This window comes from Roseomonas mucosa ATCC BAA-692 (assembly GCF_000622225.1).
In the GTDB taxonomy this organism is placed as follows: Bacteria; Pseudomonadota; Alphaproteobacteria; order Acetobacterales; family Acetobacteraceae; genus Roseomonas; species Roseomonas mucosa.
In genome coordinates this window covers 38414-54111 of the sequence record NZ_KK211414.1, presented here as the reverse complement: position 1 = coordinate 54111, position 15698 = coordinate 38414, and the positions used below count along the sequence as shown (strand labels likewise).

Genomic DNA, 15698 nt, shown 5'->3' with positions numbered 1-15698 from the left:
AACTCACCCAGCACCATCCGCGCAGAACAGCTTTCATCCGCGGCACTCGCCGCGTAGGCTCAATCACGGTGTCTCACCAACCGCGGGCGGTACACCACCGCCCAGCTCCCATCCGGGGCCACAACCCAAGCGCCGCGGTCGCCCACCCAAATCAGCCGCAGATATGATGGCCGCCTCCTAACCGACCCAAGCCCCCACGGATGAGATTGAACAGCCCTATTCTGATCTCGATGCTATTCTCCCTCTGCTCACGGGTGACCGCGTGGCACAGAGTGGGACCTGGAGGTGCAAGCCCCGCCGCGCCGCCTATGACAGTCGCGCCTCCTTTGCGGCACCCGTGGGCACCCGCCTCCCCCGTTTGGTCCAGCCCTCGGTCAGGCGCCGGTAGGCGGTTTCGGCCTGCTCGCCCCGGCGCTTCTCTTCCTGCCGGGTGCGGGTCAGGTTGTACTCGTAGGCAGAGCCCCGCTGCCCACGCCGCTCCGGCTGCCCCGAGCGCAGTTCCAGATCCCGCAGCTTCTTGGCGTGCAAGGCGGGCCTGACCCCGGCGTAGTCCTCGCCTTTGGTCAGCATGTGCCAAACGATCACGGTCAGCTTCCTGGCGACCGCGACGGCGGCGATGTGATTGCCGCGCCTGGCTGCGACCCGCTGGTAGAACGCCCGCAACGGACCCGGCCCGCGCACGGCCTGCCAGGCGGCCTCGACCAGCATGGTCCGGGTATGGGCCCGACCCTGCTTGGTGATGCGGCCGTGCTGGGGCCGCCCCTCGCCGGACTGATGGACGCTCGGGTTCAGGCCGAGATAGGCGACGAGTTGGTCCGGGCCCTGGAACCGCGAGATTGGCCCGATGGCAGCTGACAGTCCAAGCGCCACCACCATGTCGCTTCCCGGGACGGTCATCAGGCGCTGGATGCTGGCATCGGCCAGAGCATCGCGCGCCAGCTCGCGCTCGATGACTTTGAGGTCCTCGCTCAGCCGGTCGTACTCGCGCAGGTGCCGTTCAACCGCCTCCCGCTCGTCCGCCGGCAGGTGCTGGGCCAGCAGCCAGGACCGCCCCCGGTGGCCGAACAGGTCAGCGTGCGGGCACTGCGGCACGAGGTGAGCGTGCAGGATGGATTGCGTGATGGTCTTCAGCCGTACCCTCTGGCGCACGATCTGGTTGCGCCGCGTGACCTGCCGCCGCAGTGCCAGGGTCCTCGCGTCCGGAACCCAGACCTCGGGCAGGAAGTTGCTGGCGTAGAGCTTCGCCAGGACCGTTGCGTCAATGGTATCGGTCTTGATCTTGGCATGCGCGATCAGCCGCACCTGACGCGGGTTGGCGATGACGACGTGCCCGACGTGCGGTGCGATCACTTCCACCACCGCTGCGGCATTTCCAGTCGCCTCCACCACGACGTGGTCGTCGTGCGTCAGCGTTCGGGCAAATGCCTCCAGATGGTCTCGCGTCATGCCGACCCGCCCGAGGCGGACGACCTTGCCGTCATCCAGCATCACCGCCTCGGCGAACACGCGGTGGATATCCAGTCCCACGATCCTCACCGGCCTGCCTCCTTGCCTTCCTGTTCCACGTAACGGGAGCCGACGGGCAACACGGCAACTACGGATCCGCGCTCGCAGCGCATCCGGGCGAGCCGCAGGGGCGGCCAGATAAAGCTTCGGGCTCGCAGCCCATGGTTCATGCGTCGGCCTGCCCGCACTTGCGTGCTCCCGGTGCCCCATGTCCCGGATGGTCTCACCATAGCGCCGATCCACCAGGATCAGCAGAAACATCGGGGCACCGAGGCCATCATGCCGGATAAGGGCAAGGTGGAGCGGCCCTTCCGCTACGTCCGCGAGGACTTCTTCCTCGCCCGCAGCTTCCGCAGCCTCGACGATCTGAACGCCCAGTTCCGCCAGTGGCTCGACCAGGTCGCCAACCGCCGCCTGCATGCCACGACGCGGCGGATCGTCGTCGAGCACTTCGCCGAGGAACGACCGGCGCTACGGCCGCTGCCGGCCGGCCCCTACGAGGCCGTGCTCGGCCTCGAGCGGCGCATCACGCGCGAGGGCATGGTCTCGGTGGGCGGCAACCTCTACTCCGTCCCCGACGGTACCCGCCGTCGCCCGGTCGAGGTCCAGGTCACGGCGTCTGAGGTACGGATCCTCGAGGCCGGCATGCTGATCGCCGCTCATCCCATCCTCGACGGGCGTGGCAGGCGGCGCATCGCCGAAGGCCATCGCACCCTGCCGCCGCCCCACAACAGCACCACCCCGCGCGAGGGCGCCGCCAAGCCGCCGCCCCAGGATGCGGCGGCCAGCATCGCCTCGCGCTCGCTCGCCATCTACGAGGCGATCGGCCGCCGGCTCGCCGCCGGGGAGCCGGCCCGATGAGCGCCGGCCCCACCACGCTCGACCGCATCCGCCGGCACCTCGTCGGCCTCAGGATGCCGCGCTCGCTCGAGGTACTCGAACACCTGCTGCGCCAGCTCGAGCGCGGCGAGATCTCCGCCCTCGAAGCGATCGACCACCTGCTCGACGAGGAGCTCAGCCTGCGCGAGAACCGCCGGCTGAAGGCGGCGCTCAAGATGGGGCGGCTGGTCAACGTCAAGACGTTGGCAGGCTTCGACTTCGCCTTCCAGCCATCCCTCGATCGCAACCGCATCCTCACCGAGCTCGACTTCATCGACCGCCACGAGGTGATCCATTTTCTCGGCCAGCCCGGCTGCGGCAAAACCCATCTGGCGATCGCGTTGGCCGTCGAGGCCGTGAAGGCCGGCCGTAGCGTCTACTTCACCACCCTGGCCGAACTCATCGGCTCACTCGCCAAGGCCGAACGCGAAGGAAGCTTGCGTGAGCGGATTCGCTTCCTGTGCCGGCCGCAACTGCTCGTCGTCGACGAGATCGGCTACCTGCCCGTCATCGCCGGCGGCGGCAACCTGTTCTTCCAATTGGTCAACTCCCGCTATGAACGCGGCGCCATGATCCTGACCTCGAACCGCGGCTTCGCCGAATGGGGTGAGGTCTTCGGCGGCCCCGTGGTCGCTTCAGCCTTGCTGGACCGTCTTTTGCACCACGCCGTCGTCATCCGCATCGAGGGCGCCAGCTACCGCCTCCGCCGACATGCCGACCTGCTGCCGGAAACCGCCACACGGCATGCGCCTCCAGTGGAAACCCCACCCCGTCGCCGCGGCAGACCACGCAAGGCACACCCCACCGAGCCGGCCACCGCCCCATAGCAGCCGGACTGGGGAATTTTCGTCCAGCCGTTTTGGGGAACTCACGAGTAGCATTGACAAACCTTACCGCTGGACCAAATCCGCCAACGATCGCCCTCGCCCTGGTCGCCCGGTGTGGGTTGCCGCGCAGCCAGGGCGCCTATCTCCAAGCTGGCTGCCCGGGCGCGAAGCGCAGCCGCATGTAGCGGATCACCGCCTCCAAAGCCTTCGGATCGAGCGTGCTGCCGAAACCCGACATGGCGACCGGCTCTTCCGTACCCCAGGCATGACCCGGAATGCCATTCCGAACAGCCTGGACGACGTTGTTAGGGCTGGCAGCGTGCAGATTGGTGTTCAGTGCCAGATGCGGGATCCGCAGGTCGCCGCCGTGACAGGACGCGCAGGCGCCCTCGAAGACCTGGGCGCCGAGGGGCTCGGCCCACGCAGCTTGTGCAAGCGCGGCCTCCGACGCAGCGATGACGGGTTCTGGATCGGCGTTGGCCGTGCCCGAACCCAGGCTCGCGAGATAGGTCGCCATCGCCCGTATGTCCGCGTCAGGGAGATCGCGGAAGGATTCGATCACATGCGCCATCGGCCCTGCGGCGGAGCCGTGATCCCGTGAATGCCCCGTGCGGAGGTAGCTGTAGTAGGCCTCCCGCGTCCAACCCACCGGGGACATCGACGCGGCGCTGAGCGCGGGTGCGTGCCAGCCATCCGCGAAGCCGCCCGACAGGTGCGAGGCCCCGGTCCGTTCCGCGCCGAGCACGTTGCGGGGAGAATGACAGGCGGAACAGTGCCCCAGCCCTTCGACGAGCTCGGCGCCGCGGTTCCATTCCGCGCCGCGGTCAGGATCCGCCAGCCGTTGCGGCCGCAGGAACAGGGCGTTCCAGGCCGCCATCATCGGGCGGATGCCGAAGGGGAAGCGCAGATCGGTTACCGGCGTCCTGGCGGGCGAGGCCGGCTGCGCCGCCAGATAGGCGTAGAGCGCCTGGATATCCGCCTCGGCCGCCTTGGCGAAGGATGTGTAGGGATGGGCGGGATACAGGAGGTGGCCGTCGCGTGACACTCCCTCCCGCATCGCCCGTGCGAAGGCGGCGTAGCTCCAGGCCCCGATCCCCGCCGCAGGGTCGGCGGAGATGTTGGAGGCATAGACGACGCCGAAAGGCGTCTCGGTAGGTCGCCCTCCACCGAAGGCCATGCCATCGGTGCCGACATGGCAGACGTTGCAGGCGCCGGCCGCGGCGGCCAGTCGCCCGCGCTCGATGGTGGCGGCGGAGTACAGATCGGTGCCCGGACGCTCGATGGGTGCGATCGCGGGACGCCATGGCAGAATGGCCGCGCCGGCGGCCACCACCCCGGCGACGAGCCCCCGCAGTGGCCACTTCCAGCGAGCGCCGCGCGGCGGTGCCACGGGCGCCGGGGGCGTGGGAGGGGGCAATGGGTTGAGCGCGGCCCGGACCTTTTCCGGCGTCAGCGGGAGTTCGCGGAAGCGGACGCCCGTCGCGTCGAAGACGGCATTGCAGATCGCGGCGGCGCTGGGCACGGAGGCGGATTCCCCCGCGCCGAGCGGCGGGTCATCGGGCCGGGGCACCAGCAGCACGTCGATCTCCGGCACCTCGGGGAAGGTGATGATGGGATAGGCGCCCCATTCGAGGCTCGACACACCGGTTTCCGAGAAGCGCACCTGCTCCTTCAGGACCCGGCTCGTGGACTGGATGACGTTGCCGTGGATCTGGTGTTGCACGCCGGCGGGATTGATGACTTGGCCGGTGTCCTGGCCGCAGACCACCCGCGTGACGGCGATTTCCCCGGTCGCGGTGTTCACCGCAACATCGGTGACCCAGGCGGCCCAGGCCGCGGCTGTGCCGGGGAACTTCCCGTGCACATAGACCGCATAGGCGAAGCCGCGCCCGTACAGGATGTCCCCCGCGCGGCCATGGGTGAAGGGTTCCGTGTGCGGGCGCCAGGCCGCGCGCTCCGCCACCGCGCGCACGAGGTCGATCGCGCGCGTGTCGGTCAGGTAGCGCAGGCGGTACTCGATCGGATCGATCCCCGCCGCGACCGCCAGCTCGTCCATGAAGGATTCGTGGGCGAAGGTGTTCGGCATCGCCGACACGCCGCGGAACCACGACGCGCGCGCCAGGGGGGGCATGTCGTGGACGGTGACCCGGAGGTTCGGGATCGCGTAGGGCGGGATTGCGGTCCGGTCGCCCATCTGCGCGATATCGGCGACAGGCGCGACCTTGCCGGTCAGGATCAGCGGCAGGGTCGGGGCGAGATTCGATGGGTAGCGCGTCTCGAAGTCGTAGAAGGCCGGCCCGCCCTCCAGGTCCAGCGCGCCGCGCACGTCGATCACCTGCGCCGCGCCCTTGGGCTCCCAGGCGTGCTCCTGTTCGCGCGTCAGCTGGACCCGCACGGGTGCCCCCACGGCGCGCGACAGGAGCGCCGCGTCGGCGGTCACGTCGTCGGCGCAGTTGCGGCCGTAGCAGCCCGCGGCCTCCAGCCGCTCGACGACGATCGCGTCCTCCGGCATGTCGAGCAGCCGGGACAGGTCCGCGCGCATGGGAAAGGGATTCTGCGTCCCGGACCAGACCGTGAGCCCGTCTGGCCGCCAATCCGCCACGGCGCAGGACGGGCCGATCGAGGCGTGCATCTGGTAGGGCCAGACATAGGTCCGGTCCAGAGGCTTGGCACTGCCGGAGCAGACCTGGGCGATGTCGCCACGGTCGGCCAGGACGCGCGCCGAGGAAGGGTTGTCCCGCAGGGGGGTCTCGGGATCGTTCAGGTCCGGGATGGCAGGCGGCGCGCGCCATTCCACCGCAAGCTTCCGCATCGCCTCGATCGCATCCTCCTCGCGCCGCGCGACGACGCCCAGGAAGTCGCCGATCGCGACCACCGCCACCAAGCCGGGAACATCCGCGACGGAGGCCTCATCCACCGAGAGGAGGCTGCTGCCCACATGTGACCCGGCATCGAAGCCGGTGTAAGGCGGGCGCACGACGCGGCCGTGGAGCATGCCCGGCACCCGCACGTCGTGAACATAGGTGAAACTCCCGGTGGCCTTGGCCGGGATGTCGATGCGCGGCTGCGCCCGGCCGACCACCCGGTGCTCCGAACGCGGCAGGAGCGGGGCATCGGGATCGATCCGCAGACGGATGGCGCGGCCGGCAACCATGTCGCCGAAGGGTATGAAGGCATTCCCCGGCACCCTCACCGTCACGCTGCCGTCGGAAACCCTGGCTTCCGCTTCAGGCTGGCCGAGCAGCCGCGCCCCTTCCCGCAGGAAGAAGGCGCGCGCGGTGGCGGCGGCGCGGGCGAGCGGGGCGGCGGCGATCTGGATCGTCTCGCTCGCGATCGTCGCGCCCTGATCGGGCGCGGCGGAGGTCGTTCCCAGGACCATTGTCACCCGTTCCACGGGCACGCAAAGCTCCTCCGCGACGATCTGTGCCAGCGCCGTACGGATGCCCGTTCCCAGATCGACATGGCCGTTGAACGCGGTGACGCCGCCATCGGCGTGCACGGCGATGAGGATTTCCTCGCCCACCGGCGCCATGCGGGAAACGGTCAGGACATCCGGATCGGCCCGGTAGGAGGCGGCGGCACGGTCCTCGGGTCGTGTCATGGCGGGCTCCCCACATTCTCGGGTCCAGTGGCAGGCCGCAGCCGCCTCGCCGCGGCGCGCACCGCGTTCAGGATCTCGACATGCGTGCCGCAGCGGCAAAGATGGTGGCGCAGCGCGTGCCGGATGGCAGCATCGTCCGGATCGGGGTTCCGTGACAGCAGCGCCACGGTCGCCATGATCATGCCGTTGAGGCAGTAGCCGCACTGCGCGGCCTGCTGCTCGATGAAGGCGGCCTGCACCGGATGCGGCGCGGCCAGGCTCCCCAGGCCCTCCAGCGTGGTGATGTCGCGGCCCACCGCCCGGTGCAGCGGCACCGTGCAGGATCGCGCGACGCGTCCGTCGATCAGCACGGCGCAGGCCCCACACTCACCCAGGCCACAGCCGAATTTCGGGCCGTTGAGCGCAAGGTCGTTGCGCAGGACATGCAGGAGGGGCGTGCAGGGTCGCGCTTCCACGGTCGTCTCCCGCCCGTTGACACGGAGTGTCACCGTGGCCGCGGGACTCAGCACCCGCGACGCCTCGCACCGTGATGTGGGAGGCGGGCTATGCTTCGCCGATCATGCGGCGCAACGTGAAGAGGAGTGCGAGACGCTCGCCGGGATTGAGCTGTCCGAAGGTCTGCTCGGTGATGGTGATGGCGGGCGCAATCATCTCGCTCACCAGCCGCGTGCCTTCGCCGGTGAGGGAGTAGATCACCTTCCGCGCGTCGTCGCGATCCTTGGAGAAGGCGACCAAGCCGCGCGCCTTCAGCCGCTCCACAATGCCGCGGATGGTGGCCTGATCGATGGAGGTTGCCTTGACCAGTTCGCCCTGTGCCTGCGGCCCGCCCTCCCGTAGCGCGCACAGCGTGGCGAACTGCACGCTCGTCAGCTGCGGATCGACGGTGTTCGCCTGGAAGATGGCGAGGTGACGCTGATAGGCCCGCCGTAGCAGATAGCCGACCTGATCCGTGACGACGTAGCCCTCGTTCCGGCCCTCCGCCGCATCGTCTTCCGGAGCCTCTTCCGTCTGACGCACCCTCGACACTCGCTTTCACCTGTATTGGACGTCGCGGAACTATGGCCGAGCGGGGCGGCATGGCAAGCCGCTCTTGCTTCCTTCCGGACAAGGGGCGCCGGTATGGCGGGCGCAGCACGGCGCCGGACGTGCATCGCAGATCGGCGGGCATGGCGTGACCCCAGAATACATAGCGTGTACGTTATTTTCTTACTTCGTTCCCGCTTCCTGTCAATACGCCGATTTTCTTCTCTTATGCTTCCTAATTAAGCAGGATGGCGCCTGAAATGAAGCATTGAATCTGGCCTTCATTGAATGGTTAATAGCGTACACCCTATGAAGCCGCGGGTGCCCATGTGAGGGCTGGAGGATTGCCTGTATGACCAGGACGCAGCGGATCGCCGTGGTGGGGGCAGGGCTCGGCGGGGCTTGCGCCGCCGCGCTGTTGCAGCGTGCGGGCTTCGAGGTCGCCGTGTTCGAGCAGGCCCCGGCGTTCTCCCGGCTCGGAGCCGGTATCCACATGGGCCCCAATGTGATGAAGATCTTTCGTCACATGGGCATCGAGGACGCGGTGGCGGCGCTCGGCTCGCATCCCGATTTCTGGATGAGCCGCGACGGCGCGACAGGCGATTACCTGTCGCGGATCCCACTCGGCGAGTACGCACTGAAGGAGTACGGCGCGGCCTACGTGACCATCCACCGGGGCGACCTGCACAGGATGCAGATCGCGGCGATCGCCGATGGGGCGGTCCGGTTCGACAAGTGCCTGACCGGTGTCGTCGATGACGGCTCCGGTGTCGAACTGTCCTTCGCCGACGGCAGCACCTACCGCGCCGACATCGTCGTCGGGGCCGACGGCATCAATTCCCGCCTGCGCGAGGCGCTGCTGGGCGTGGAAAAGCCCAACTACAGCGGCTGGGTCGCCCATCGCGCTTTGATCCCGGGCGATCGGCTGGCGAGGTACGGCTTCGACTTCGAGCCCTGCGTGAAATGGTGGACCGACGACCGGCACATGATGGCCTATTTCACCACGGCCGACCGCGGGGAGTACTACTTCGTCACCGGCGTTCCGCACCCGGCCTGGGATTTCGACGGTAACTCCCTGCCCTCCAGCCGCGAGGAGATGCGCGAGGCCTTCGCCGGCTACCACCCCGAGGTCCAGGCGCTGATCGATGCCGCCGACGACATTTCGAAATGGCCCCTGCTGAACCGCAGCCCCCTGCCGGTCTGGAGCCGCGGCCGTATCGTGCTGCTGGGCGATGCCTGCCACCCGATGAAACCGCATATGGCCCAGGGCGCGGCGATGGCGATCGAGGACGGCGCGATGCTGGCGCGCTGCCTGGCTGAAACCGGGCTCTCCGACCATGGCACGGGCTTCCGCCTCTACGAGGCGAACCGGCGGGAACGCGCGTCGCGTGTCCAGGCCGTGTCCAACGCCAACACCTGGCTACGGACGCAGGAGGATCCGGCCTGGGTCTTCGCCTATGACGTCTTCGCCCATCCGTTGTGGAAAGGGGCGGCCACGTGAAGGCGCAGCCCGTCAGAGGCGGTGTCAACACCGGGCTCGGCATGCGCGACTGCGGCGCCGACGGGATGCGGGGCGTCACCACCCGCCGTCACCCGATGGACACGCAGATCGCGGCCCAGCCGGCGAATTCTTTCGAATCGCTCCGAAATACGGCAACGTGTTTTCGTTGGACGAGGCCGTCTCCCGTCTGACATCCCATTGGCGCCCCATCCCCCTCGCATCCATCGGCCCGGAAGCGTCAATCCGTGAGTTCGGGCGGCACCTTCGGAGAACGAAATGGACCATTCCAGCTTCACCGAGATCTGCCTTCACCAGTTGAAGATGTCCGGTGTCCACGAGGGCGAGAAGCTCGTTGTCCTGACGCAAGGTAGCGAGCGCTTGGACTATGCCGATGCCTTCATGGCGGCCGGCCAGCGCCTTGGCGCGCGGATGTATCACATGCGCTTGCCGGCTCCGCCGCCCGTGGGCACCTGGGCCGTGGGCCAGACGGGACTTGCCGCGATGCCCGAGGCCGTGGAGGCCCTCAAGGCCGCGGATATGCTGATCGATTGCATATTCCTTCTGTTCTCGCCGGAACAGATGGAGATCCAGGCCGCGGGCACGCGGGTGCTGACCGCCGTGGAGCCGCCGGAGCTCCTGGCGCGCATGCTGCCGACGAAGGAACTGCGCGAAAAGGTCGAGATCGGCGCCGAGTACCTGTCCCGCGCCAAGGTGATGCGCATCACCTCGCCGCACGGGACCGACGTGACCTACAAGCTGAACACCTACCCGACCGTGGCGGAATACGCCTGCACCGACGAGCCCGGCCGCTGGGACCACTGGCCTTCCGGCTTCGTCTTCAGCGGCGGGGATGACGACGGCGTCGATGGCACCATCGTCGTCGCGCCCGGCGACATCCTGCTCCCGCAGAACATGTATGTGCGCGAGCCGATCACCTACACCATCGAGAAAGGCTGGATCCGCGACATCCGCGGCGGTCTGGAGGCCGAGTTGGTGAAGTCCTATATGGCCGCCTTCAACGATCCCCGTGGGATGGGCATGAGTCATGTCGGCTGGGGCATGAACCCTCATGCGAAGTGGCACGGCATGGTCCCCGGTGCCTTTCCGGGCGGCATGGGCATGGAGCCCCGCTCCTTCTACGGCAATGTCATGTTCTCCACCGGTCCGAACAACGAGCTCGGCGGTCCGAACGATACGGCCTGCCACCTGGACATCCCCATGCGCGGATGCTCGCTCTTCCTGGACGATGCCCCGATCGTTCTCGACGGCGACCTGGTCGTGGCGGAGATGAGAATGTCCGCTTCCTGATGCTCCCAGCGGCTCCGTGCTCCCTGGGGCGCGTCCCGCATCCGTACCGCCCCCGTACCGGACCCCCATGACGATGTGCCCGGAAGGCTCGGTCGGCCGGATGTCATCGATGACTAAGGCGGAGACCGTGACGGAGCCATCATTCCTATACCGCGATATTCAACCAGGAGTAGCACCATGCAAATGACACGACGCTTCCTTCTCGGCGCGTCGGGTGCGGTCGCACTGCCCGGCCTGCTGCGTGCCCAGGGGAACAACCCGATCCGCATCGGCGAGATCAACTCCTATACCGCCAACCCCGCCTTCACGATCCCCTACCGTAACGCCATGCAGATGGCGGTGGACGGCGTGAACGCGAAGGGCGGCGTGCTCGGTCGTCCGCTGGAGTTGATCACGCGCGACGATGCCGGCCGCCCACAGGACGCCGTGCGTCTGGCGGGTGAGCTGGTGAACGACGTGAAGGTGGACGTGCTCGCCGGCGCGTACCTTTCCAATGTCGGCCTCGCGCTCAGCGAGTTCGCGCTTCAGAACAAGCGCCTCTATGTCGGCGGCGAGCCGCTGACCGACGCGATGGTCTGGGAGAAGGGCAACCGGTACACTTTCCGCCTGCGCCCCTCTACCTACATGCAGGCCTCCATCCTGGCGGAGGAAGCCGCGGAACTGCCGGCCAAGCGCTGGGCCACCGTCTCCCCTAACTACGAGTTCGGCCAGTCCGGCGTGAAGTGGTTCAAGCAGCTCCTCCTTGCCAAGCGGCCGGACGTGACCTTCGTGGGCGAGCAGTGGCCGGCACTCGGCCGCGTGGACGCCGGCGCGACGGCGCAGGCGCTGGAGGCGATGAAGCCCGACGGCATCTTCAATGTCCTCTTTGGCCCGGACCTCACCAATTTCGTCCGCCAGGGCAACACGCGCGGCCTGTTCGAGAAGCGCAGCGTGGCTTCCCTTCTGACCGGTGAGCCCGAATACCTCGACCCCCTGGGCGACGAAGCACCGGAGGGCTGGATCGTCACCGGCTATCCCGGCGAGCAGATCGACACCCCTGCCCATAAGGCGTTCGCCGCCGCTTATCGGCAGAAGTTCAATGCCAAACCGATGTGCGGCTCGCTCGTCGGCTATTCGCTGATCCAGTCCATCGCGGCCGGCATCGTCCGGGCCGGTTCGACGGAGCAGGAACGGATGGTGGAGGGTTTCCGCGGAGTCCGCTTCGACACACCCGCCGGCACTTGCGAATACCGCGCCATCGACCAGCAGGGCACTCTCGGCGTCTTCGTGGGCAAGACCGCCCTGAAGGACAATGCCGGCGTGCTGGCGGACTGGCGCTATATCGACGGCCGGGACCTGCTGCCCAACGACGATGTGGTGCGAAGCCTGCGCCCAGCGAGCGCGAACTAAGAACGGGTCTCCGGCCGCTCCATGGACAGTATCCTTCCCCAACTGCTGACCGGGCTCACCGGAGCCTCGTCGCTTTTCCTCGTGGCGTCAGGGTTGACGATCATCTTCGGCGTCACCCGGATCGTGAACTTCTCGCATGGCTCGCTGACGATGCTCGGGGCCTATATCGGCTGGACGATCCTGACCCATCTGCCACGGGATCCCACCTGGTTCATCCTCGGCGTCCTCGCCACGGCGCTCGTCACCGCCGCCATCGGCGCAGCGCTGGAACTGACCGTGCTTCGCCGCATCTACCGCGCGCCGGAACTCTTCCAACTGCTGGCCACCTTCGGCGTGGTGCTCGTGCTGCAGGACGTCACGCTCCGGCTCTGGGGGCCGGTGGAGCTCCCGCTGCCCCGCCCGCGCTGGATGCGCGGCTTCGTGGAGATCGCGGACAACCGCTTTCCTTTCTACGACCTCATCCTCATCGCGGTCGGCCCCGTCGTCCTCGGCCTGCTCTGGCTCCTGATGAACCGTACGCGCTGGGGCACGCTGGTGCGCGCCGCGACGCTGGACCGCGACATGGTGGCGGCGCTGGGCGTGAACCAGCGCACCATTTTCACCACGGTCTTCGCACTCGGCGCCGGGCTGGCGGGGCTGGGTGGGGCGCTGTCCCTGCCGAATTCCTCGGCCAATCTCGGCATCGATCTTTCGGTGATCACGGACGCTTTCGTGGTGGTGGTGGTCGGTGGCCTGGGCAGCCTCGGCGGTGCCTTCCTCGCCAGCCTGCTGATCGGCATCCTGCAGGCCTTCGGGATCGTGCTCGTACCGAAGATCACGCTCGTCCTTGTCTTCCTCGTCATGGCGGTCGTCCTGATCTTCCGTCCCAATGGCCTGCTCGGCCGTGCCCAGACCGAGGCGCGTGAGGCAATCGTGGCTGCCCCGGTGGTGCGCCCTGCCCCACCCGCACTGCGGCTGCTGGGCCTCGCCGCCCTGTTGGTCGCGGTCGCCGCTCCCTTCCTGGTCGGCGAGTACACGCTGATCGTGCTTACCGATGCCCTTGTCGCCATCCTCTTTGCCACTTCACTCCATTTCATGATGGGCCCCGGCGGCATGGCCAGCTTCGGCCACGCGGCTTGGTTCGGCATCGGGGCCTATGTGGCGGGGCTGCTGCTGCAGTGGCTCTCCGCCCCCATGCCGGTCGGCCTGCTGGCGGCGCCTGCCGCGGCCGGGATCGTGGCGGCGGTCTTCGGATGGTTCGTCGTGCGGCTGTCGGGTGTCTATCTTTCCATGCTCACCCTGGCCTTCGCGCAGATCGTCTGGGCCATCGCCTTCCAATGGGTGGACGTCACCGGCGGCGACAATGGCCTGCTCGGCCTCGTGCGCCCGGCCTGGGCGGCGGATGCGCGCGCCTTCTACTGGCTGGCCCTGGTTCTCTCCGTGGGCGTCGCCCTCCTGTTGCGCCGTGCGCTCTATGCGCCCTACGGCTACGCGTTGCGCGCCGCACGGGATTCCACCGCCCGCGCCCGTTCCATCGGGCTGGATGTGACAGGGTTGCGTATCGCGGCCATCGTCGTCGCGGGCAGCGCCTGCGGCTTGGCCGGAGCACTCTTCTCCTACGGCAAGGGAAGCATCTTCCCGACCTACATCACCATCTCCCACTCGGTGGAGGCACTCCTCATGGTGCTGCTCGGCGGCCTCCAGACCATGGCCGGCCCAATCATCGGCGCCATCATCTATACCGGCCTCGCCGACATCCTCGTGCGTTCCACGGACCTCTGGCGCCTCGTGCTCGGCGCCGTCATCGTCTTCCTCGTCATCGCCTTCCCGGAGGGCATCGCGGGCGCCGTCCGGCGCCTCTGGCTGCGGGGTCGGGAGGCATGAGCATTCTTGTGGTCGAGGGGCTGGGCAAGTCCTTCGGTGGCGTTCAGGCCGTCAGCGATGTCTCCTTCACTGTTACCCCGGGCGAGATGCTGGCGCTGATCGGTCCCAACGGCGCCGGCAAGTCGACCTGCTTCAACATGGTCGGCGGTCAGCTCCGGCCGGATGCGGGCTCCGTCCTGCTGGATGGCCGGGCCATCACCGGCCTTTCCCCCCGCGCCATCTCCCGCGCGGGCGTCGGACGCACCTTCCAGATCACCGCCACCTTCGGCTCCATGACGGTGCGCGAGAACGTGCAGATGGCGCTGCTGTCTCACCACCGACAGATCTGGGACTTCTGGCGCTCCGTCTCCGGCCTCCATGCCGGCGAGGCCGACGCGCTGCTCGCACAGGTCGGTCTGGAGGCGCAGGCGGACCGTGCGACCGGCGTCCTCGCCTATGGTGATCTCAAGAGGTTGGAGCTTGCCATCGCCCTGGGCAACGGGCCGCGCCTGCTGCTGATGGACGAGCCCACGGCCGGCATGGCCCCTGCGGAGCGCGTCGGGCTGATGAAGCTCACCCGCCGCCTTGCCACCGAGCGCGGTATCGCCGTCCTCTTCACCGAGCACGACATGGACGTGGTCTTCGACGTGTCAGACCGGATCCTGGTGCTGAACCGCGGCACGCTCATCGCGGAAGGCAACGGCACCTCCATCCGCGCTAACCCCGCCGTGCGCGAGATCTATCTCGGCACCGGCGCGACGAGCGGAGGACACTGACATGCTGCTCACCGTGGAGGGGCTGAACACCCATTACGGCCGCGCCCATATCCTGCAGGGCATGAGCTTCACCATCGCCGCCGGCGAGGTGCGCGTGCTGCTGGGCCGCAACGGCGCCGGCAAGAGCACGACGATGAAGTCCATCATCGGCCTCGTGCGCCCGACGAGTGGCAGGGTAACCTTCGACGGCACGGAGATCGCAGGAGAGGAGCCGCACCGCATCGCCCGCCGCGGCATCGGCTACGTGCCGGAGGACCGCCGCGTCTTCGCGGACCTCACGGTGATGGAGAATTTGGAGGTCGGCCGCCAGCCCGCGCGCGGGCCAATGCTGGCCTGGACGCCCGAGCGCCTCTTCGACCTGTTCCCCAATCTCGGCCGCATGAAGGACCGCCCCGGCGGCCGGATGAGCGGCGGCGAGCAGCAGATGCTCACCATCGCCCGAACGCTGATGGGCAACCCTCGCCTCGTGCTGCTGGACGAGCCGAGCGAAGGTCTGGCGCCCGTGATCGTGGAACAGATGGCCAATGCCATTCTGGCGCTGAAGTCCGAGGGGCTGACGATCCTGCTGGCGGAGCAGAACCTTCACTTCGCCGGTGGCGTCGCCGACAACGCGACAGTGGTGGAAAAGGGTCAGGTCGTCTGGTCCGGCAGCATGGAGGCGCTGAAGGCCGATGACAAGGCACGGACGAACTACCTGGCCGTTTAGACCAGATGTCCGTCTGAGGCGGGGGGGGCCCGCCTCAGACGGACATCTGGTCTAGAGGTTGTTATGGACCTGCGGCCAGTTGAGCGGCCTGCTTGAGCATGATGCAGGCGAAGGCGACAAGGTGCAGGTCGGCGAGAGTGCTGGCGTAGCGCTCGTAGTCCTTCACCAGGCGCCGAAAGCGGATAGCCCAAGCAAAGGAGCGCTCGACGACCCAGCGCCGCGGCAGCAGGACAAAGCCGCGCTTGGCTTCTGGCAGCCTGATTACCTCCAACTCGATGCCGTGGGCTTTCGCAGCATCGGCTGCTTTTCTTCCCGTATAGCCTTGGTCGACATAGGCCAG

At 67.9% G+C, this 15698-nt stretch carries 12 protein-coding genes and 1 pseudogene; 8 read left to right on the top strand and 5 right to left on the bottom strand.

What is annotated here, in order from left to right; genetic code table 11:
* Positions 1 to 306 precede the first annotated feature (306 nt).
* Entirely contained in the window at positions 307 to 1536 is a 1230-nt protein-coding gene (locus tag BT98_RS0122345; RefSeq protein WP_019463432.1) for an IS110 family RNA-guided transposase, read from the bottom strand.
* A gap of 258 nt (positions 1537 to 1794) precedes the next feature.
* Here BT98_RS0122345 and BT98_RS25725 point away from each other — a divergent pair.
* Together BT98_RS25725 and istB are read left to right on the top strand one after the other, a co-directional pair.
* Positions 1795 to 2367: pseudogene (locus BT98_RS25725) on the top strand (Mu transposase domain-containing protein); the annotation flags it as partial.
* Complete coding sequence (gene istB, locus BT98_RS0122335; RefSeq protein ID WP_019463126.1) at positions 2364 to 3212, top strand: IS21-like element helper ATPase IstB; 849 nt, start codon at positions 2364 to 2366, stop codon at positions 3210 to 3212. The pseudogene BT98_RS25725 and the gene istB, both read left to right, overlap by 4 nt.
* A 139-nt stretch (positions 3213 to 3351) precedes the next feature.
* Here the strand turns inward: istB and BT98_RS0122330 are convergent, their stop codons facing one another.
* Genes BT98_RS0122330 through BT98_RS0122320 form a run of 3 tightly spaced genes read right to left on the bottom strand, consistent with a single transcriptional unit; the run spans position 3352 to position 7830 of the window.
* Positions 3352 to 6813 (bottom strand): molybdopterin cofactor-binding domain-containing protein, encoded by a 3462-nt coding sequence (locus tag BT98_RS0122330; RefSeq protein WP_019463127.1) that lies wholly within the window; start codon positions 6811 to 6813, stop codon positions 3352 to 3354.
* Positions 6810 to 7319, bottom strand: a complete 510-nt coding sequence (locus BT98_RS0122325) for a (2Fe-2S)-binding protein (protein WP_051005037.1) — start codon at positions 7317 to 7319, stop codon at positions 6810 to 6812. The genes BT98_RS0122330 and BT98_RS0122325 overlap by 4 nt, the downstream gene beginning before the upstream one ends.
* A 37-nt stretch (positions 7320 to 7356) precedes the next feature.
* Positions 7357 to 7830: a MarR family winged helix-turn-helix transcriptional regulator gene (locus tag BT98_RS0122320; protein WP_019463129.1), complete on the bottom strand. Its 474-nt coding sequence runs from the start codon at positions 7828 to 7830 to the stop codon at positions 7357 to 7359.
* 358 nt (positions 7831 to 8188) lie between these two features.
* Here BT98_RS0122320 and BT98_RS0122315 point away from each other — a divergent pair, with 358 nt between their 5' ends.
* From BT98_RS0122315 to BT98_RS0122290, 6 genes are all read left to right on the top strand, one after another.
* Positions 8189 to 9337 (top strand): FAD-dependent monooxygenase, encoded by a 1149-nt coding sequence (locus tag BT98_RS0122315; RefSeq protein ID WP_019463130.1) that lies wholly within the window; start codon positions 8189 to 8191, stop codon positions 9335 to 9337.
* Positions 9338 to 9613: 276 nt separating this feature from the next.
* Positions 9614 to 10645 (top strand): M29 family metallopeptidase, encoded by a 1032-nt coding sequence (locus BT98_RS0122310; protein WP_019463131.1) that lies wholly within the window; start codon positions 9614 to 9616, stop codon positions 10643 to 10645.
* A gap of 183 nt (positions 10646 to 10828) precedes the next feature.
* Positions 10829 to 12034: an ABC transporter substrate-binding protein gene (locus BT98_RS0122305; RefSeq protein WP_019463132.1), complete on the top strand. Its 1206-nt coding sequence runs from the start codon at positions 10829 to 10831 to the stop codon at positions 12032 to 12034.
* Between the two features lie 21 nt (positions 12035 to 12055).
* Positions 12056 to 13897: an ABC transporter permease gene (locus BT98_RS0122300; RefSeq protein WP_026033569.1), complete on the top strand. Its 1842-nt coding sequence runs from the start codon at positions 12056 to 12058 to the stop codon at positions 13895 to 13897.
* A complete protein-coding gene (locus tag BT98_RS0122295) occupies positions 13894 to 14652 on the top strand; it encodes an ABC transporter ATP-binding protein (RefSeq protein ID WP_026033570.1) in 759 nt (252 codons plus the stop codon). The genes BT98_RS0122300 and BT98_RS0122295 overlap by 4 nt, the downstream gene beginning before the upstream one ends.
* Before the next feature lies 1 nt (position 14653).
* Positions 14654 to 15358, top strand: a complete 705-nt coding sequence (locus BT98_RS0122290; protein WP_037252161.1) for an ABC transporter ATP-binding protein — start codon at positions 14654 to 14656, stop codon at positions 15356 to 15358.
* A 61-nt stretch (positions 15359 to 15419) separates the two neighbouring features.
* On the opposite strand, the gene BT98_RS0122285 is transcribed toward BT98_RS0122290, so the two are convergent.
* Positions 15420 to 15698 (bottom strand): IS5/IS1182 family transposase (locus tag BT98_RS0122285; RefSeq protein WP_027297505.1); only part of this gene is annotated, 279 nt, incomplete at its 5' end.

Coding starts and splice junctions, on each gene's coding strand:
- BT98_RS0122290 (WP_037252161.1), top strand. CDS start 14,654: ATGCTGCTCACCGTGGAGGGGCTGAACACCCATTACGGCCGCGCCCAT.
- BT98_RS0122300 (WP_026033569.1), top strand. CDS start 12,056: ATGGACAGTATCCTTCCCCAACTGCTGACCGGGCTCACCGGAGCCTCG.
- BT98_RS0122330 (WP_019463127.1), bottom strand. CDS start 6,813: ATGACACGACCCGAGGACCGTGCCGCCGCCTCCTACCGGGCCGATCCG.
- BT98_RS0122310 (WP_019463131.1), top strand. CDS start 9,614: ATGGACCATTCCAGCTTCACCGAGATCTGCCTTCACCAGTTGAAGATG.
- BT98_RS0122305 (WP_019463132.1), top strand. CDS start 10,829: ATGACACGACGCTTCCTTCTCGGCGCGTCGGGTGCGGTCGCACTGCCC.
- BT98_RS0122315 (WP_019463130.1), top strand. CDS start 8,189: ATGACCAGGACGCAGCGGATCGCCGTGGTGGGGGCAGGGCTCGGCGGG.
- istB (WP_019463126.1), top strand. CDS start 2,364: ATGAGCGCCGGCCCCACCACGCTCGACCGCATCCGCCGGCACCTCGTC.
- BT98_RS0122295 (WP_026033570.1), top strand. CDS start 13,894: ATGAGCATTCTTGTGGTCGAGGGGCTGGGCAAGTCCTTCGGTGGCGTT.